This window comes from Pantoea sp. GM_Pan_4, from assembly GCF_026541005.1.
Taxonomy (GTDB): Bacteria; Pseudomonadota; Gammaproteobacteria; order Enterobacterales; family Enterobacteriaceae; genus Pantoea; species Pantoea dispersa.
Window position 1 is genome coordinate 32,051 of sequence record NZ_JALNUZ010000004.1, and the last position, 15,325, is coordinate 47,375.

Here is a 15,325-nt window from a genome sequence, read left to right on the forward strand (position 1 = left end):
ATTGTGCGCCATGCTGCTCAAACGGGCTTTCTGGCTCGATTTTGAGCAGCATTCATCTCAAAAGAATGCGATTAATTGCACTTCATCAGAATGGAAACCCCCATGACCACCCATGAAAAACTGCTCGCCCTGCTCAATCAGCACAACGCCCGTTACCGACTCATGGAGCATGAAGCGACCGGAAAGTGTGAAGCCGTGGCCGCGATTCGTGGCACGGAAGTGGGACAAGGCGCCAAAGCGCTGGTGTGTCACGTCAAGGGCAACGGCATCAAACAGCATGTGCTGGCAGTGCTGCCAGCCGACCAGCAGGCCGACCTGAGTAAAGTTGCAGCCGCCGTGGGTGGCCGTCGCGCCTCGCTGGCCTCGCCGGCTGAAGTGGATGCGCTGACCGGCTGCGTGTTTGGCGCGATTCCGCCGTTTAGCTTTCATGCGGATTTACAGCTGGTGGTGGACCCGCTGCTGTTCGAGCGCTACGACGAAATTGCCTTTAACGCCGGGCTGCTGGAGAAGTCGGTGATACTGCAGGTGGAGGATTACCGCGCACTGCATAATGGTAACGTGATGAAAATAATACTCTAATTGCCATACACCACGCTGAGCGGTACTCTCGATGACTTATCATCACGACAAAAGAAGACCGCAACTATGGCAAGTTCCCGTTTTACCGCCCGTCTGCGCCAGACGCTGGCACTGGCTGTGCTGGCAGGCTGCGCGTTCGGCGCTCAGGCAAAAATCGATCAGGTGCGTTTCGCCGTTGATCCAACCTATCCCCCTTTTGAATCCAAAACGCCGCAGGGCAAGCTGGTCGGGTTTGACATCGACCTCGGCAATGCGCTGTGCGCGCAGATGCAGGCCAAATGCGTGTGGGTCGAGAGCCAGTTCGACGGCATGATCCCGGCGCTGAAGGCGCGTAAGTTTGACGCCATCCTGTCGGATATGGGTATCACCGAAGAGCGTCTGAAGCAGATCGACTTCACCGTGCCGCTGTATGACACCCACACCCAGCTGATTGCGCGTAAAGGCTCCGGCCTGCTGCCCACCGCGGAATCGCTGAAAGGCAAAACCGTGGGCGTGGAACAGGGCACCGTGCAGGAGCGCTACGCGCTGGCAAAATGGCAGCCGCACGGCGTGAACGTGGTGCCGTATGGCGATCAGGCACAGGTTGAGAGCGACCTGATTTCCGGACGCCTTGACGTGGTGTTCACCGATGCCGCACAGGCCGCAAACGGCTTCCTGAAACATCCGCAGGGCAAAGATTTCGAGCTGGCTGGCCCGATTGTGCAGGATCCGATTATCGGCCCCGGCACCGCCATCGGCCTGCGCAAAGGCGACACCGAATTAAAAACCGCGCTGGACAACGCCTTCGCGGAAATCAAAAAGAACGGTACCTTTGATACCTTGCAGAAGAAGTATTTTGCGACGGATATCTCTATTAAGCAGTGATCGATGGGGCGGCGCATTTGCCGCCCTTTTTCCAGCAGAACTATAATTCCCTTCATCAATTTCATGCGGCGCGGCCACGAGCGTGCCCCAGACACAGGACATCGACTGCGTTATGCAACAACAACATCATCCTTTGTTAAGCGCGACGCTGGGCACCCAGCGGGAAATTGTCAGCTTCCACTTCGGCACCGACTCACAGCAGCGGGTGTATATTCAGGCGGCGCTGCACGGCGATGAACTGCCGGGCATGGCGGTGGCGTGGTATCTCAAGCAGAAGCTGCTGGCGCTGGAGTCGGCGGGCAAGCTAAAAGCCAAAATCACTTTAGTGCCGGTCGCGAATCCGCTCGCGTTGGGTCAGCACTGGCACGGCACTCACCTCGGACGTTTTCATACTCTTTCTGGTCAGGATTTTAACCGTCGCTTCCCGGCGCTGGGCGATACGCTGGCGGCAGAACTGGCGGGCTCGTTGACACAGAGTGAATATGAAAACAAACGACTGATTCGCGACGCCATCGATCGTCACTACCGCGACCGCATCGCCAAAAGCGAACTGGAAGCCCAGCGCTTCACCCTGATGCGCATGGCCAGCCAGGCAGATCTGATGATTGACCTGCACTGCGACTGGGATGCCTTGCCGCATCTTTACACCACACCGCACGCCTGGCCGGAGATTGAGCCGCTGGCGCGCTGGCTTGGCAGTGAAGTGCAGCTACTGGCACAGATCTCCGGCGGAGAGCCGTTTGATGAGGCCTGCTGCGAACCCTGGCTGACACTGGCTGAGCGTTTTGGCAAAGATTACCCGATGCCGCGTGGCCTGCTGCCGGTGACGCTGGAACTGCGCGGTGTAGCCGATGTGTCGCCGGAACAGGCGGAGAAAGATGCGGATGCGATTATCAATGCGCTGATTGAAGGGGGGTATATTGCCGGAGAAACCGGAGACTCCCCTGCCCTGATCCATGCACCAACCCAGCTGGCAGGCTGTGAGTACATCCACGCACCTCACTCCGGACTGCTGCTGAACCGCAGAAAGTTAGGCGAGTGGGTTAAAGCGGGCGAAGTGGTGGCGGAGATTGTCGACCCGATCAATGACTACGTGACACCGCTGGTCGCTGAGTTTGGCGGCGTGCTGTATGCACGAAACCTGACCAAGTTTGTCACGGCTGGAATGCTGGCGGTGAGGCTGGCAGGGGAGAATGCGGGACGTAAGGGGGAGTTGCTGGTGGTTTAAGAAAAAAGGCTTCCCGAAGGAAGCCTTTTTTACAATTAGTCCAGCCACTCAGTGTGGAATACACCGTCTTTATCAATACGCTTATAAGTGTGCGCACCAAAATAGTCGCGCTGCGCCTGAATCAGGTTGGCAGGCAGCACTTCTGAGCGATAGCTATCGTAGTATGCAATTGCCGCTGAGAAGGTTGGCGTTGGAATACCGTTCTGAATGGCATAAGAGACGACATCACGCAGCGCCTGCTGATATTCATCTGCGATGTTTTTAAAGTATGGATCCAGCAGCAGGTTTGCGATGTTAGCATCGGTAGCATATGCATCAGTAATTTTCTGCAGGAACTGTGCCCGGATGATGCAGCCAGCACGGAAGATCTTCGCGATTTCACCGTAATGCAGATCCCAGTTGTTCTCTTCTGAAGCCGCACGCAGTTGAGAGAAGCCCTGAGCATAAGAAACGATTTTACCCAGATACAACGCACGGCGTACTTTCTCAATGAACTCAGCTTTGTCACCTGTGAAGGCTTGCGCCTGAGGGCCGCTCAGCACTTTAGACGCGGCAACACGCTGTGACTTGAGTGAAGAGAGGTAACGTGCGAACACAGACTCAGTGATCAGAGAAAGTGGCTCGCCAAGATCCAGGGAGCTCTGGCTGGTCCATTTACCGGTACCTTTGTTAGCTGCCTCATCCAGAATCACATCAACCAGGTATTTACCCTCTTCATCTTTCTTGGTGAAGATATCTTTGGTGATGTCGATCAGGTAGCTACTCAGCTCACCGTTGTTCCAGTCAGTGAAGGTTTTAGCCAGCTCTTCATTGTTCAGACCGAGTGCGCCTTTCAGTAACGCGTATGCTTCTGCAATCAGCTGCATATCGCCATACTCGATACCGTTGTGCACCATCTTCACGTAGTGGCCTGCACCGTCCGGACCGATGTAAGTAACGCAGGCTTCACCGTCTTCTGCACGCGCAGCAATTTTATCCAGAATTGGCGCTACCAGTTCATACGCTTCTTTCTGACCGCCAGGCATGATCGATGGGCCTTTCAGCGCGCCCTCTTCGCCGCCGGAGACACCGGTACCAATGAAGTTGAAGCCCTGATCAGACAGTTCTTTATTACGACGGATAGTGTCTTTATAGAAAGTGTTACCACCATCAATCAGGATGTCGCCCTTATCAAGGTGTGGCGTAAGTGAAGCGATGGTTTTGTCTGTCGCTTCGCCTGCCTGTACCATCAGCAGGATACGGCGCGGTTTCTCTAAAGATTCTACGAATTCTTCAACGGTGTAATAAGGAGCGAGCTTTTTATCTTGGTTTTCAGCGATGACTTCATCAGTCTTTTCGCGAGAACGGTTGAAGATAGACACTGTGTAACCGCGGCTCTCAATGTTAAGAGCCAAGTTACGGCCCATCACTGCCATACCTACAACGCCGATCTGTTGCTTGGACATTACATACTCCTGTCTGAGGTCTCACATAGTGTTACTGGTAACACCATTCTATAAGTGACCGATATGTTAACTCATGATTGCAGAGAAAGGGTAATGATTGGTGCGATCATAAGATGAATTCACATACCAAAATACCCTTGAAACAAGTGCTTGCATTTAAGAAATTGAGTAAGGAAAAAGAGTATGAAAATCATTACTCTAACCGAACATTGGTACCTTAAACTTACAGCGCAGTTGTATCAACGAGTCGATAGTTTTGGCTGGCAGCTACTGCTCCGATGACCCTTTCAACACTGTGGGCTAAAGTACCGTCAAGTTGGCCTGCCTCAAGTTCAAATTCATCTTCATCAATCAGGTTATTAGATAATGGTTCGAGCGCATCTTTTCTGAACCAAAACATTGAACCGGCGGGGAAAGAAGTCTTGTAGTCTTTTGATAACTCAGGCTGCTGCATACGACTGAAGAGTATGTCGAGCCAATAGCGATTACCCAGATTTATTTCGGGTACCGCCAAATCTGTAATGGAGTTCGCTGGCGCAATCACACCTAGATCAGATGATTTTTCAAATGCATTGATAATCCTAACTACACGTTCGTGCGAGGAAAGAAGGTCATCAAATAAGCTTTCTCTCCACTTTTGACCGTCTACACGATGTGGGGACTTTTTAGTATGTACCTTACATATATATTTATAGCCTAATCCTTCAGCAACTTTTAATGCTTTAATAAAAGGTCTGATGTCTCTGCCACGATTATCGACCAAAATGAAAAATACGTTGTTGAATTTATCTTTAATATGCTTCAACGTTGATTCTCTAACATCACTTCTAATTGTAACAATAAGATCAACCAAGCTGCTATGCTGTGCTATATATCTTTCTACCAAATCACACGCTAAATCTTCATAATAAGCATGCAGAATGACGGCAGAGTCATTCTCCGGCCTAAAATTTTGGTTTATTTTCGCGATGAATTCGTTATCACACTGATATTTAGATAATGAATTCCTTAGTATATTGGCAGTTGCATGCAGATAAGCATAGCCGTTATGGCGGTCAGGTTCTAAATGAGCGCCTTCAGCCCATTCATTCCATGCGTTAATAAACACCAACCGCTCTTCTGGACGGCGCTTCATTGTCGTTTTTATAGCAGAATCTAACCATTTCGCATAGAGTTCAGGTTTTGCATTGTAGAAAGAAAAACCTTGACCAGGTTTTCTGGCTTCATTATCCCACGAAGGCATAACTGCTTTAAAGTAAGGAAAACTCTCGTTAGTGATGTTCCCGGCGCGCAATGCCAATTCTTCATAATCATAAATCCGACCTTTAAAATCGGTATTTATAACTTTGACACTATCGGTAATATCTTTTGCACCAACTTGATGTGGTGGGAATTCAACAATAGCATCAAAATCATAGGGGATTGGGCTAGTAACCTCAAATGCATTGACCACAACTAAATATAGTCCCGGCAGTCCATTCTTAACAGCATGCTCACGCCAACGTTTACCCGTCTCTTTTGCATCCGGTAATGTCGCAGCGCGATATAATATTAATACCGGCTTACCATCAACTTTTATGTAACGTTCATCCTTGAGGGCAGGAAGAATGTCATCTAAGAAGGCTATATCATCATCAGGAGAGTGATTTTGAGCGATTAATACATCGTTTTCTAAACCATCCCAGCGACGCGTCCAGTTTTCATTAGCCCAGCATAAGCAAAAATCTATATCTAACGTTTTATCCTGCAATAAATTCTGGACAGGCGTTTCCATCAGGCGCTTTCCGCCAAACCAGTAATGATGGAAACAAAAACCCCCTACACCATACTGCTTTGCCAAACTGATTTGTTGACGCATAACTTCTGGCAAGCGCAAATCATAAAAACCCAATTCACCAGGAAGCCTGGGCTGTTGATGGTCAATATATTGAGGCCTTGCCTTAGTGACATTTGTCCACTCAGTAAATCCCTCCCCCCACCATTCGTTGTTTTCCTTAAATGGATGGAACTGGGGGAGGTAATATGCAATTAGTTTGACAGGAAGCTCAGTACCTTCCAGACTATCCAGTGCTTTGGGAACATAGTGGCTCTGTTCATTAACTTTCAGAGAAGCTTTTTTATAGTCATGTTTAAGCCATGCTTCTAAAAGAGAGCTCCGATTTTGATACTGATCTGGGTTATTTAAAGAATGGAACGTTGGCAGATTGGAATTAACTTGATTAGACGTATTCCCATAGGCAACCCGGATTCTTTTACAGGCTGCTTTAACTCCCTCTTCCCTGATAATCTTTGTGATAAGTTTTATCCGGTATTTCAACAGATCATGTTCACCTTGAGATAGCATTCTCTTTGCAAAATGATAGATTTTCAATGCCTAACCCTCTAATCCTAGTATGACAAACATAAATTAATTTCTAAAAGCGCCCAAGACTCTTTTAAAAGCAGCAACTAACTTCCATGTTCTTGATGAATGAATCGCTTTTATGTACTCACTTTTATTTTTTAAATCTTCGCGAACAGCCGCATCTATAGCCCTTTGCTCATCTAATTGTGCCTGTAATTTATTATTTATTTCCTTCAACAAGTCATTATGACCATTGGATAACTTTAGATCTTCATTTAACTTATAAGCATTGACTAGTTCTTTGGTTAAATCATCCAATGAATTTCTGACTGTAAAGTAAGAATTCATATATCTTTCCCTAAGATCATTCTTATCAACATTGATCTCATTGGAAATCAAATCTATCTCTTCAAGCAGTAAATTTTCGAACAAAGAATTGTTGATGTCTGGAAAAACACTTAGAACTACTCGCCGAGTTAAATTATAAATATTGTAGTCATCTAAATCAGTTGTCGGAGAGATTGACGTTAAACGCAAAAGAGAATTATGCACACCTCTGAAAACTAGCTGCGAAAGAAGTAAAGGTTTATCGGCATTAAGTTCAAGATCGAAGATATAGTTATCAGCTTCACCACATATAATGTTGAAGGGTGTAGCATCCAGATAGACTCCAGGTAATTCCAAGTCCCACCGAATATTATTTTTCTCGCCACACCTCGTCAAGATAACATCAATCCATTTGAGGGTCCAATTTAAGACATCTTCACATAACCAACCATGTTTATTGGTGATTTTAGCTAAACTAAGCCATAAACTTTCACCTTGATAGTACTTATCAAAAGAAATGACATCACCATTCAATGCAAAAGAATTGGCTCGAAAATCACCATCATCAATTGAGAAGCTGATTTTCTTATTTTGACCATTCAATCTAACATCTGAATAGTACCATGCCAATAAATTATCACTACTTAACGGCTCTCCTTCCTCAGTTACAATCATTAAAAATGAATTCGATAAATCAGCCCCGAGATTATTTTTCCAAATCAGTTTAGATGCCTGTTCAAGAGAGAAAGTGTATGACTTAGGGCGTTGCGCTTCTTTAAAGCATGTCTCACTGATTAATGGATATAAAGTGTTGCTATACTTCTCGTGTCCTACAGGTGTAATCAATAATGAAGGAAGTTTATAATCAGGAAAAGGAAGAAACTCTTCAATTTTTTTGAAACCAGAATCTTGGATGATACTCTTTAACTCATCTCTACCAAACGTTCTTACTCCGCCTTTATGATAGGCATCGTTTACACCTACCATTGGAATTCCCAGATGATCTTCATTAGCGCCAGCAAGATATTTAAGCCCTAACTGGTTTTCAATAGCAATAAACAATGAACCAGTTGATTTCAGCCGGGACTTACAAGATTTAAGTAAAATCGCTTGACCGTCATTACCTAAGAAGCATTGAGCATACTCTAATACTCCGATTAGAAGAATATAATCAAAGTCACCAATATCAGGCAAGTTTTGGCTTGATGAACAAATTACGGTTACATTATTTAAATCCTTACAACGCTGACGAGTTATTGCTGCCCTTCTTTTACTTCCCTCAACGGAGATTAATTCCGCTCCGCATTCAGCAACAAAGCGAGTAATTGCTCCACACCCACATCCTATTTCAAGTACTCGTTTACCTTTAAATTTTTCGCTGAAAGGGCGCAATAGATTCGCACGTTTTGGTGTAAAATGGTACTGAGATGGCCAATCAATAATATGATTAGCCAATTCATTAGATAAGACTGAACAATCATTGGCATTTTTAACGACATCTAAAATATAATTTTCATGAACATCACCATCATTGTAGTTAAAATGTTCTTTTTCTTTCTCAATCCAGATGCCGAGTTCAGAATCAAAAACAAAACTATTTTCTTCAAGCACTGCATTAATCTGATTATTTGTCACAGGAAATGTTCGCCTCTAAGTTTACAAGCCCTAAAAATTGAGGAGTTGGTTCAACAGTAATATGAATTGAATCATAACGACGGTCATGAGGTACAACTTCTCCTGATGTATCGTAGCTTGCTATTCCAATTGAGACAAAATAGTCACCTTGATATAGCTTTGTAGGTATTTCCACTTTTATTCTGTATGTTTCATTAGGATCTGCCACTTCAATTAGAGGCAATTCTAATATTTTAGAGTTTGTATTATATATGGTAACACCATCCTTAGTTTTTATCGCAAAACCAAAGATGGGTTTAAAAATAGTCTCATTAAATCTTACAAGGAAATGAAAGATCAGATTATCAAGTTCATTTACAGTAACTGGATATTCTTTATCGCCTTGGGCCAAATGAAAATCTAATAATTCGGCCTTTCTGTCTCCCCAGCGATATTCATTTTCATTATAGTTTCTCCTCCCCTCAAATCCACCAACTTTAAGCGAAAGAATAGAACCGCCTCTCTCAGAAAACATATCCGATTGTTTTTTTTCTTGCTCACTTGCAAGCTCAACATGCTCGTCTTCATTTTTTCTTTCTTGATTCGATGGAGAAGATTTTCCAAACAGAAGATCAAGATATTGATTGATAATTTTTTTAGGAACACCATTATCAACAATAACACCATCATTTAATAAAATAGCTTTATCACAATGAGTAATTATTTGCTCAGTAGCATGAGAAACAAACAAAATTGAAGTGCCATTATTTTTAAGCTGCCTTAATCTGGCAAAGCATTTAGATTGAAATTTAGCATCCCCAACAGCCAATGCTTCATCTACAATTAAAACATCAGGATCAATTTGAGCTTGTACCGCAAATGCCAAACGGACCATCATTCCACTGGAATAAGATTTAACCGGTGAATTTATGAAATGACCGATATCAGCAAAAGATAGGATATCATCTAACTTTTCGTCGATTTCTTCTTTGCTTAATCCCAGAAGTGCTCCATTTAGATAAACATTTTCTTTACCTGTAAAGTCACCATTAAAACCAGCACCGAGCTCTAATAAAGCCGCGACTCTCCCACTAACATTAACAGTTCCTTGTGTTGGAGATAAGGTACCAGCAATTATTTGAAGTAAAGTTGATTTACCAGATCCATTTCGACCGACAATACCTACAGTTTCTCCTTTTGGAAGGCTGAAAGTGATATCCTGAAGTGCCCAAAACTCTTCATGATATACTCTTGGCACTTTCCCTAATCTACTTTGCAAATTCGGGACAATAAATTGTTTAAGCCTTCTTAATGGATTGTCATATACCTGATAGCATTTACTGACATCAATAATTTCAAGCGCATTTTCTTTAGATAACATCAGCAAACCCTTTACGTGTTTTTTGGAACCAAAAATAACCAAACCATAAAGTCAGTAGCGATATCAGCGTATAGATGAGTAATCCCGTTAGATTAGGTATATGTCCCCAAATAATTACTTCCCTTGTTTGTTCAATGATAAACGTCAGAGGGTTTAACAATATTATTGACTGATATTTTGCAGGTACTGCCGACAGAGGATAGAACACTGGAGAAAGGAATAATACAACAGTAACAACTAAAGTTATAAACTGCCCCAAATCTCGCAAAAAAACGCCTAAAGACGATATTATATAACTAAGTGCGAGAGTCAAAATCATTAGTGGTATAAATACAACTGGAATTAGAACAATTGTCCAATGTATAAACCCATTTGCTAGCATAAATGCCAATAGTAAAACAACAGTATTAATTATTGCCTGAAAACAGGCCGAAAACAATGCTATAATTGGGAATGATTCTAAAGGAAACACTACCTTCTTAACATAATTTGCATTGTTTAATATCAGAACTGGGGACTTGGTTAATACTTCGCTGAATATCCCATGAACAATTAAACCTGCAAAAAGGATAATCGCAAATTGAGTTTTTGACTCATTGGCACTACCCCCCCCCCATCTAGCATTGAATACTTCTGAAAAAACAATAGTATAAACTGCCAGCATAAATATAGGATTGATAAATGACCACATCAACCCCATTACAGAACCTTTGTATCTGCTTACAATATCTCTTTTTGTCATTTCAAAAATGATATTGCGATTTTGATATGTATTTTTACATAACGAAAATAAAGATGTGCCATGTTTTTTTTGCTGCTGCAAAATTTCACCTTTCATGAGTCGTTTCTTAAATCACAACTTGTTTAAGAGAATCGCCACAAATAAACCTAGCGTTCCCAAATAAGTCTGACGATACAATCCCAATCTAAGAAAGATTTTGATCCTCTTATACAGCCTGCTAGTTCTGGCCATTTCAAAATCATTTAAAACATTTATGTTTTCTGAAGTTAATTCCAAGTTCAACTTCTTCAATGCGGTAATATTTGCGTCTATCCATGTTTTAAAATGTCCGTCTAGCAATCCTGCAACGCGCTTCAATCGCGCTAGCCAACCCAGATTAGACCCGACAATATTACCTGTATGCTGTCGGTATCTTATATTAGGGACAGGATCATAATAAATCTTTCCACCAACGGCTGTAATAATGATATATACCCACCAGTCGTGCGAAATAATCTTTTCGTAGTGAGGAGTTTTTATAATCAAATTGCGAGCTTGAAGATTTAACATCATGGTATTTCCCCCCGCTATACTTTGAATTAAAGCATTCCTGAATGAGGGAGGTTTTTCAAAAAGAGGTGACATACCAATGTCGTTATTGTTCTCATCAACTAATTGAGTTCTACTACAATATACAGAAGGCGAATCGGGAGAATATTCATTTAAGGATATAATTCCCGTAGCCAACTTTTCTGGCATCCACTCATCATCCTGATCACAAAAAGCGTAGTAACCAAATCCATCACCACTGGTTTCAAGAAGTGAGATGAAATTCCAGGCAAATCCTTTGCCTGGACCTTTGACAATAAAAAACTTATCACTACCCAATTTAATTTGATATTCTTCAAGAATTTTTAAAGTATCATCAGTTGAACCATCATCTGATGCAAATATTACCCAATCAGTGACAGTTTGAGAAACAATAGAATCAATTTGTTTTTTTAAGTATTGACTTCCATTATAAGTGCAAAGAAGTATGGCAACTTTTTTCATATGTCTCATATCATTTAAAAAGCTCAGCGCTGCTAAGATTTAACCCTACTTCATCTTTACTAGATAATGTATATGAATCTAATTTCGGCCATTCGATGCCAATTTCAGGATCATTCCAAATGATACTTCTTTCAGATTGTGGAGCATAATAGTTAGTCGTTTTATAAACAAACTGTACTCGTTCGCTTAATGTCACGAATCCATGAGCAAACCCCTCTGGAATCCATAGCTGAAGGTGATTTTCCGCACTTAGATGAACCCCGACCCATTGACCAAAAGTCACAGAAGATTTTCGTATATCGACTGCAACATCAAATACTTCACCTTCAACGCAACGAACTAACTTGCCTTGGGCATGCGGATCAAGTTGATAATGTAAGCCTCGTAACACACCTTTTTTGGACATAGAGTGGTTGTCCTGCACAAACTCTATTTTTCTTCCTACAGATTTGTTAAAAATATCCTGATTAAAGCTTTCGTAGAAATAGCCACGCTCATCGCCAAAAACTTTCGGCTCAATAATTTTCACATCAGGAATTTTAGTATCAATAATTTTCATTATAGTTTTCCGTTATATAATGCCATCAGATATTTGCCATAATCATTTTTCAGCAGCGGTTGCGCCAGCTCTTTCAACTTTTCGGCATCAATGAAGCCCATGCGATAAGCAATCTCTTCCGGGCAAGCCACTTTCAAACCCTGCCGGGTCTCGATAGTTTGGATGAAGTTATTCGCTTCAATCAAACTCTGATGGGTGCCAGTATCTAACCAAGCATGACCACGTCCCATAATAGAAACAGACAGCTCGCCTTTTTCCAGGTAGAGATTATTGATGTCGGTGATTTCAAGTTCGCCGCGCGGAGAAGGTTTAAGATTCTTCGCCAGTTCAACCACGCTGTTGTCATAGAAATATAAGCCAGTCACGGCATAGTTGCTTTTCGGCTCGGTAGGCTTTTCCACCAGCGAGATGGCTTTACCGGATTTATCGAACTCAACCACGCCATAACGCTCAGGATCATGCACATGATAGGCGAATACCGTCGCACCCTTCTCTTTGTTGGATGCGTCTTCAAGCTGTTTGTACAGATCATGACCGTAAAAGATGTTATCGCCAAGAATCAATGCGCAGTTATCTTCACCAATGAATTCTTCGCCCAGAATAAACGCCTGGGCCAAACCATCCGGGCTTTCCTGGACGATGTATTGAAGGTTCAGGCCCCATTGAGATCCATCACCCAAAAGGCTTTCAAAACGCGGCGTATCTTGCGGAGTACTGATAATTAGAATATTGCGAATTCCCGCTAACATCAGTGTGCTCAGTGGGTAGTAGATCATTGGCTTGTCATAGATTGGCAGAAGTTGCTTACTCACTGCCATAGTGACCGGATAAAGGCGCGTTCCAGATCCGCCTGCCAGAATTATTCCTTTTTTACTTTTCACAACGTTACCCTTTGAATTTTGCAAGACCGAACATGACTCAGCTATACAGCTCATCCAACATACGAATAACACCTTGTTGCCATTCCGGCAGTGTTAATCCAAATGCGGTGGTCAGTTTTTCAGTATTGAGTCTGGAGTTAGATGGACGCTTAGCGGGGGTTGGAAACGCAGCGGTATCCACAGTATTGATTGCAGCGACCTTAAGTGGCAGGCCCTTCTCACGGACATACCCAATAACCAATTCTGCATAAGCATGCCAGGTCGTAACGCCTGAGGCAATCAGGTTATAGAGGCCTGCTTTTTCTGGCTGTGCCAACGTTGCTTTTATGGCATGCACCGTGCAGTCAGCGATCAACTCGGCGCCGGTGGGTGCGCCAAATTGATCGTTAATCACGGATAGCGCATCTCGTTCCTGTGCCAGACGGATCATGGTTTTGGCAAAATTGTTGCCTTTTGCTGCGTAAACCCAACTGGTACGAAAGATAAGATAGTGAGGCGCATGAGCAATAATCGCCTCTTCACCCTGACGCTTGGTTCTACCGTAGGCGTTGAGAGGCGAAGTAACATCGTCTTCATTCCATGGGCGCTCACCGCTTCCGTCGAATACATAATCAGTGGAGTAATGAACCAGCAAAGCGTTTACATCGCGCGCAGCACATGCCAGCGCCTCTACACTGACGGCATTAATTAACTCCGCGTTGTACAAGTCACTCTCCGCCTTATCTACGGCGGTGTAGGCTGCAGCATTCACGATGACGTCAGGTTTGACATCCCGAACCGTTTTTGCCATGCCTTCCGGATTTGTCAGATCACCACAGTAATGAGTTGAATGGCGATCCAGCGCAACGACTTCACCCAGCGGAGCCAGAGCGCGCTGAAGTTCCCAGCCTACCTGACCATTCTTACCTAATAGCAAAATCTTCATTAGCTACGTTTCTCGTAGTTTTGTTCAATCCAGTTTTGATATGCGCCGCTTTTTACGTGCTCAACCCATTCCTCATTGTCCAGATACCACTGAACGGTTTTACGTAGGCCCGTTTCAAAACTCTCTTGTGGTTTCCAGCCCAAATCACGTTCGATCTTAGACGCATCGATAGCGTAACGGCGATCGTGGCCGGGGCGATCAGCGACATAAGTAATCTGCTGGGCATAAGGCGTGTTTTTCGGGCGCAATTCATCCAGCAACTCGCAGACCTTATGTACCACTTCAAGATTCTGTTTTTCGTTGTGTCCGCCAATGTTGTACGTGGTACCGACCTTCGCCTTACTAACTACGGTATACAGCGCTCGTGCATGATCTTCTACGTACAACCAATCACGGATTTGGTCACCTTTACCGTAAATCGGCAGAGGCTTACCTTCCAACGCGTTGCTAATAATTAACGGAATGAGTTTTTCCGGGAAATGGTATGGGCCGTAGTTATTGGAGCAGTTGGTTACGACAACAGGCAAGCCGTAAGTGCGGCCCCAGGCGCGAACCAGATGGTCGCTGGCGGCTTTGGTCGAAGAATACGGGCTGCTAGGCGCATAAGGTGTGGTTTCAGTGAATAGCGGTAACTCACCGGAAGCTTCATCAGGATGTGGCAGATCACCATAGACCTCATCCGTTGAAATGTGATGGAAACGAAATGCATTTTTGCGAGCATCTGGCAGGTTCATCCAGTACTGACGGCTCGCTTCCAGTAAGGTGTATGTCCCTACTACATTGGTCTGTACAAATTCTGCCGGCCCGGTGATTGAACGATCAACATGGCTTTCGGCAGCCAGATGCATCACAGCATCTGGCTGATGTTCGGTTAGCACTTTTGCAAGCGCGCTCCCGTCACAGATATCAACATGGCAGAAGGTGTATCGTGAATCATTGCTAATCATTTTCAATGATTCGAGATTGCCCGCATAGGTGAGCTTATCAACATTAACGACTTCATCCTGCGTTGCCTCAATGATGTGACGCACCACAGCTGATCCGATAAAACCTGCACCACCCGTAATTAAAATCTTCATGACGTTGAGCTATTCCTGACATTGCGACCGAAGAGCCCCGGCCAGCGTAGAAATTTAATGATGCACCAGAAACGGACCACGCTACCGCCCTTGGCTTGCAGCAACCAATATGCTGTGTAACAAGTCAATCCTGTGCTTTCCGTCTCGGCTAATTATGGTCAATATTGCAGCATCAACCGCTTTGTCTGAGACCATCGCAAATAATACATTTTGTGCTGCCGAATTAACATGGTTATTGTCTGATGCCGGCGCGGCGAATCTTAATTTCTTTTCATCGTTGCGGTTAACTGCAAGCTACTGAGTCGGAAAGAATATAGCTGGCGAT

The 15,325-nt window shown here is 44.1% G+C and carries 13 protein-coding genes; 3 read left to right on the plus strand and 10 right to left on the minus strand.

Going from position 1 to position 15,325, the window contains the following annotated elements; genetic code table 11:
- Nucleotides 1-102 precede the first annotated feature (102 nt).
- From OXR61_RS11345 to OXR61_RS11355, 3 genes are all read left to right on the plus strand, one after another.
- Nucleotides 103-579, plus strand: coding sequence for a YbaK/prolyl-tRNA synthetase associated domain-containing protein (locus tag OXR61_RS11345; RefSeq protein ID WP_021509349.1), 477 nt, complete (start codon nt 103-105; stop codon nt 577-579).
- A gap of 66 nt (nt 580-645) precedes the next feature.
- Nucleotides 646-1,443 (plus strand): ABC transporter substrate-binding protein, encoded by a 798-nt coding sequence (locus OXR61_RS11350; protein WP_021509348.1) that lies wholly within the window; start codon nt 646-648, stop codon nt 1,441-1,443.
- Nucleotides 1,444-1,555: 112 nt separating this feature from the next.
- The gene (locus tag OXR61_RS11355) at nt 1,556-2,671 is read left to right on the plus strand and encodes a succinylglutamate desuccinylase/aspartoacylase family protein (RefSeq protein WP_031280067.1); all 1,116 of its coding nucleotides are present in this window, start codon (nt 1,556-1,558) and stop codon (nt 2,669-2,671) included.
- Nucleotides 2,672-2,706: 35 nt separating this feature from the next.
- On the opposite strand, the gene gndA is transcribed toward OXR61_RS11355, so the two are convergent.
- The 10 genes from gndA to rfbB all read right to left on the minus strand — a co-directional run bounded on the left by gndA (nt 2,707) and on the right by rfbB (nt 15,000).
- Nucleotides 2,707-4,116 carry an NADP-dependent phosphogluconate dehydrogenase gene (gndA, locus tag OXR61_RS11360; protein WP_021509346.1) on the minus strand — a complete coding sequence of 470 codons (1,410 nt, stop codon included), beginning with the start codon at nt 4,114-4,116 and terminating at the stop codon, nt 2,707-2,709.
- A 223-nt stretch (nt 4,117-4,339) separates the two neighbouring features.
- Nucleotides 4,340-6,487 (minus strand): glycoside hydrolase family 99-like domain-containing protein, encoded by a 2,148-nt coding sequence (locus OXR61_RS11365; RefSeq protein ID WP_155519930.1) that lies wholly within the window; start codon nt 6,485-6,487, stop codon nt 4,340-4,342.
- Between the two features lie 36 nt (nt 6,488-6,523).
- Nucleotides 6,524-8,422 carry a class I SAM-dependent methyltransferase gene (locus OXR61_RS11370; RefSeq protein ID WP_071813647.1) on the minus strand — a complete coding sequence of 633 codons (1,899 nt, stop codon included), beginning with the start codon at nt 8,420-8,422 and terminating at the stop codon, nt 6,524-6,526.
- A complete protein-coding gene (locus OXR61_RS11375) occupies nt 8,412-9,782 on the minus strand; it encodes an ABC transporter ATP-binding protein (RefSeq protein WP_071813645.1) in 1,371 nt (456 codons plus the stop codon). The genes OXR61_RS11370 and OXR61_RS11375 overlap by 11 nt, the downstream gene beginning before the upstream one ends.
- A complete protein-coding gene (locus OXR61_RS11380; protein WP_071813643.1) occupies nt 9,772-10,620 on the minus strand; it encodes an ABC transporter permease in 849 nt (282 codons plus the stop codon). The genes OXR61_RS11375 and OXR61_RS11380 overlap by 11 nt, the downstream gene beginning before the upstream one ends.
- Nucleotides 10,621-10,635: 15 nt before the next feature.
- Nucleotides 10,636-11,556: a glycosyltransferase family 2 protein gene (locus OXR61_RS11385; RefSeq protein ID WP_031280065.1), complete on the minus strand. Its 921-nt coding sequence runs from the start codon at nt 11,554-11,556 to the stop codon at nt 10,636-10,638.
- Nucleotides 11,557-11,566: 10 nt separating this feature from the next.
- Nucleotides 11,567-12,115, minus strand: a complete 549-nt coding sequence (gene rfbC / locus OXR61_RS11390) for a dTDP-4-dehydrorhamnose 3,5-epimerase (RefSeq protein ID WP_021509340.1) — start codon at nt 12,113-12,115, stop codon at nt 11,567-11,569.
- Nucleotides 12,115-12,996, minus strand: a complete 882-nt coding sequence (gene rfbA / locus OXR61_RS11395; protein WP_031280064.1) for a glucose-1-phosphate thymidylyltransferase RfbA — start codon at nt 12,994-12,996, stop codon at nt 12,115-12,117. Before rfbA ends, rfbC begins: the two co-directional genes overlap by 1 nt.
- Before the next feature lie 37 nt (nt 12,997-13,033).
- Nucleotides 13,034-13,921 (minus strand): dTDP-4-dehydrorhamnose reductase, encoded by an 888-nt coding sequence (rfbD, locus tag OXR61_RS11400; protein WP_031280063.1) that lies wholly within the window; start codon nt 13,919-13,921, stop codon nt 13,034-13,036.
- On the minus strand, nt 13,921-15,000 hold the full coding sequence (rfbB, locus tag OXR61_RS11405; protein ID WP_021509337.1) for a dTDP-glucose 4,6-dehydratase: 1,080 nt from the start codon (nt 14,998-15,000) through the stop codon (nt 13,921-13,923). The genes rfbD and rfbB overlap by 1 nt, the downstream gene beginning before the upstream one ends.
- Nucleotides 15,001-15,325: the final 325 nt, after the last annotated feature.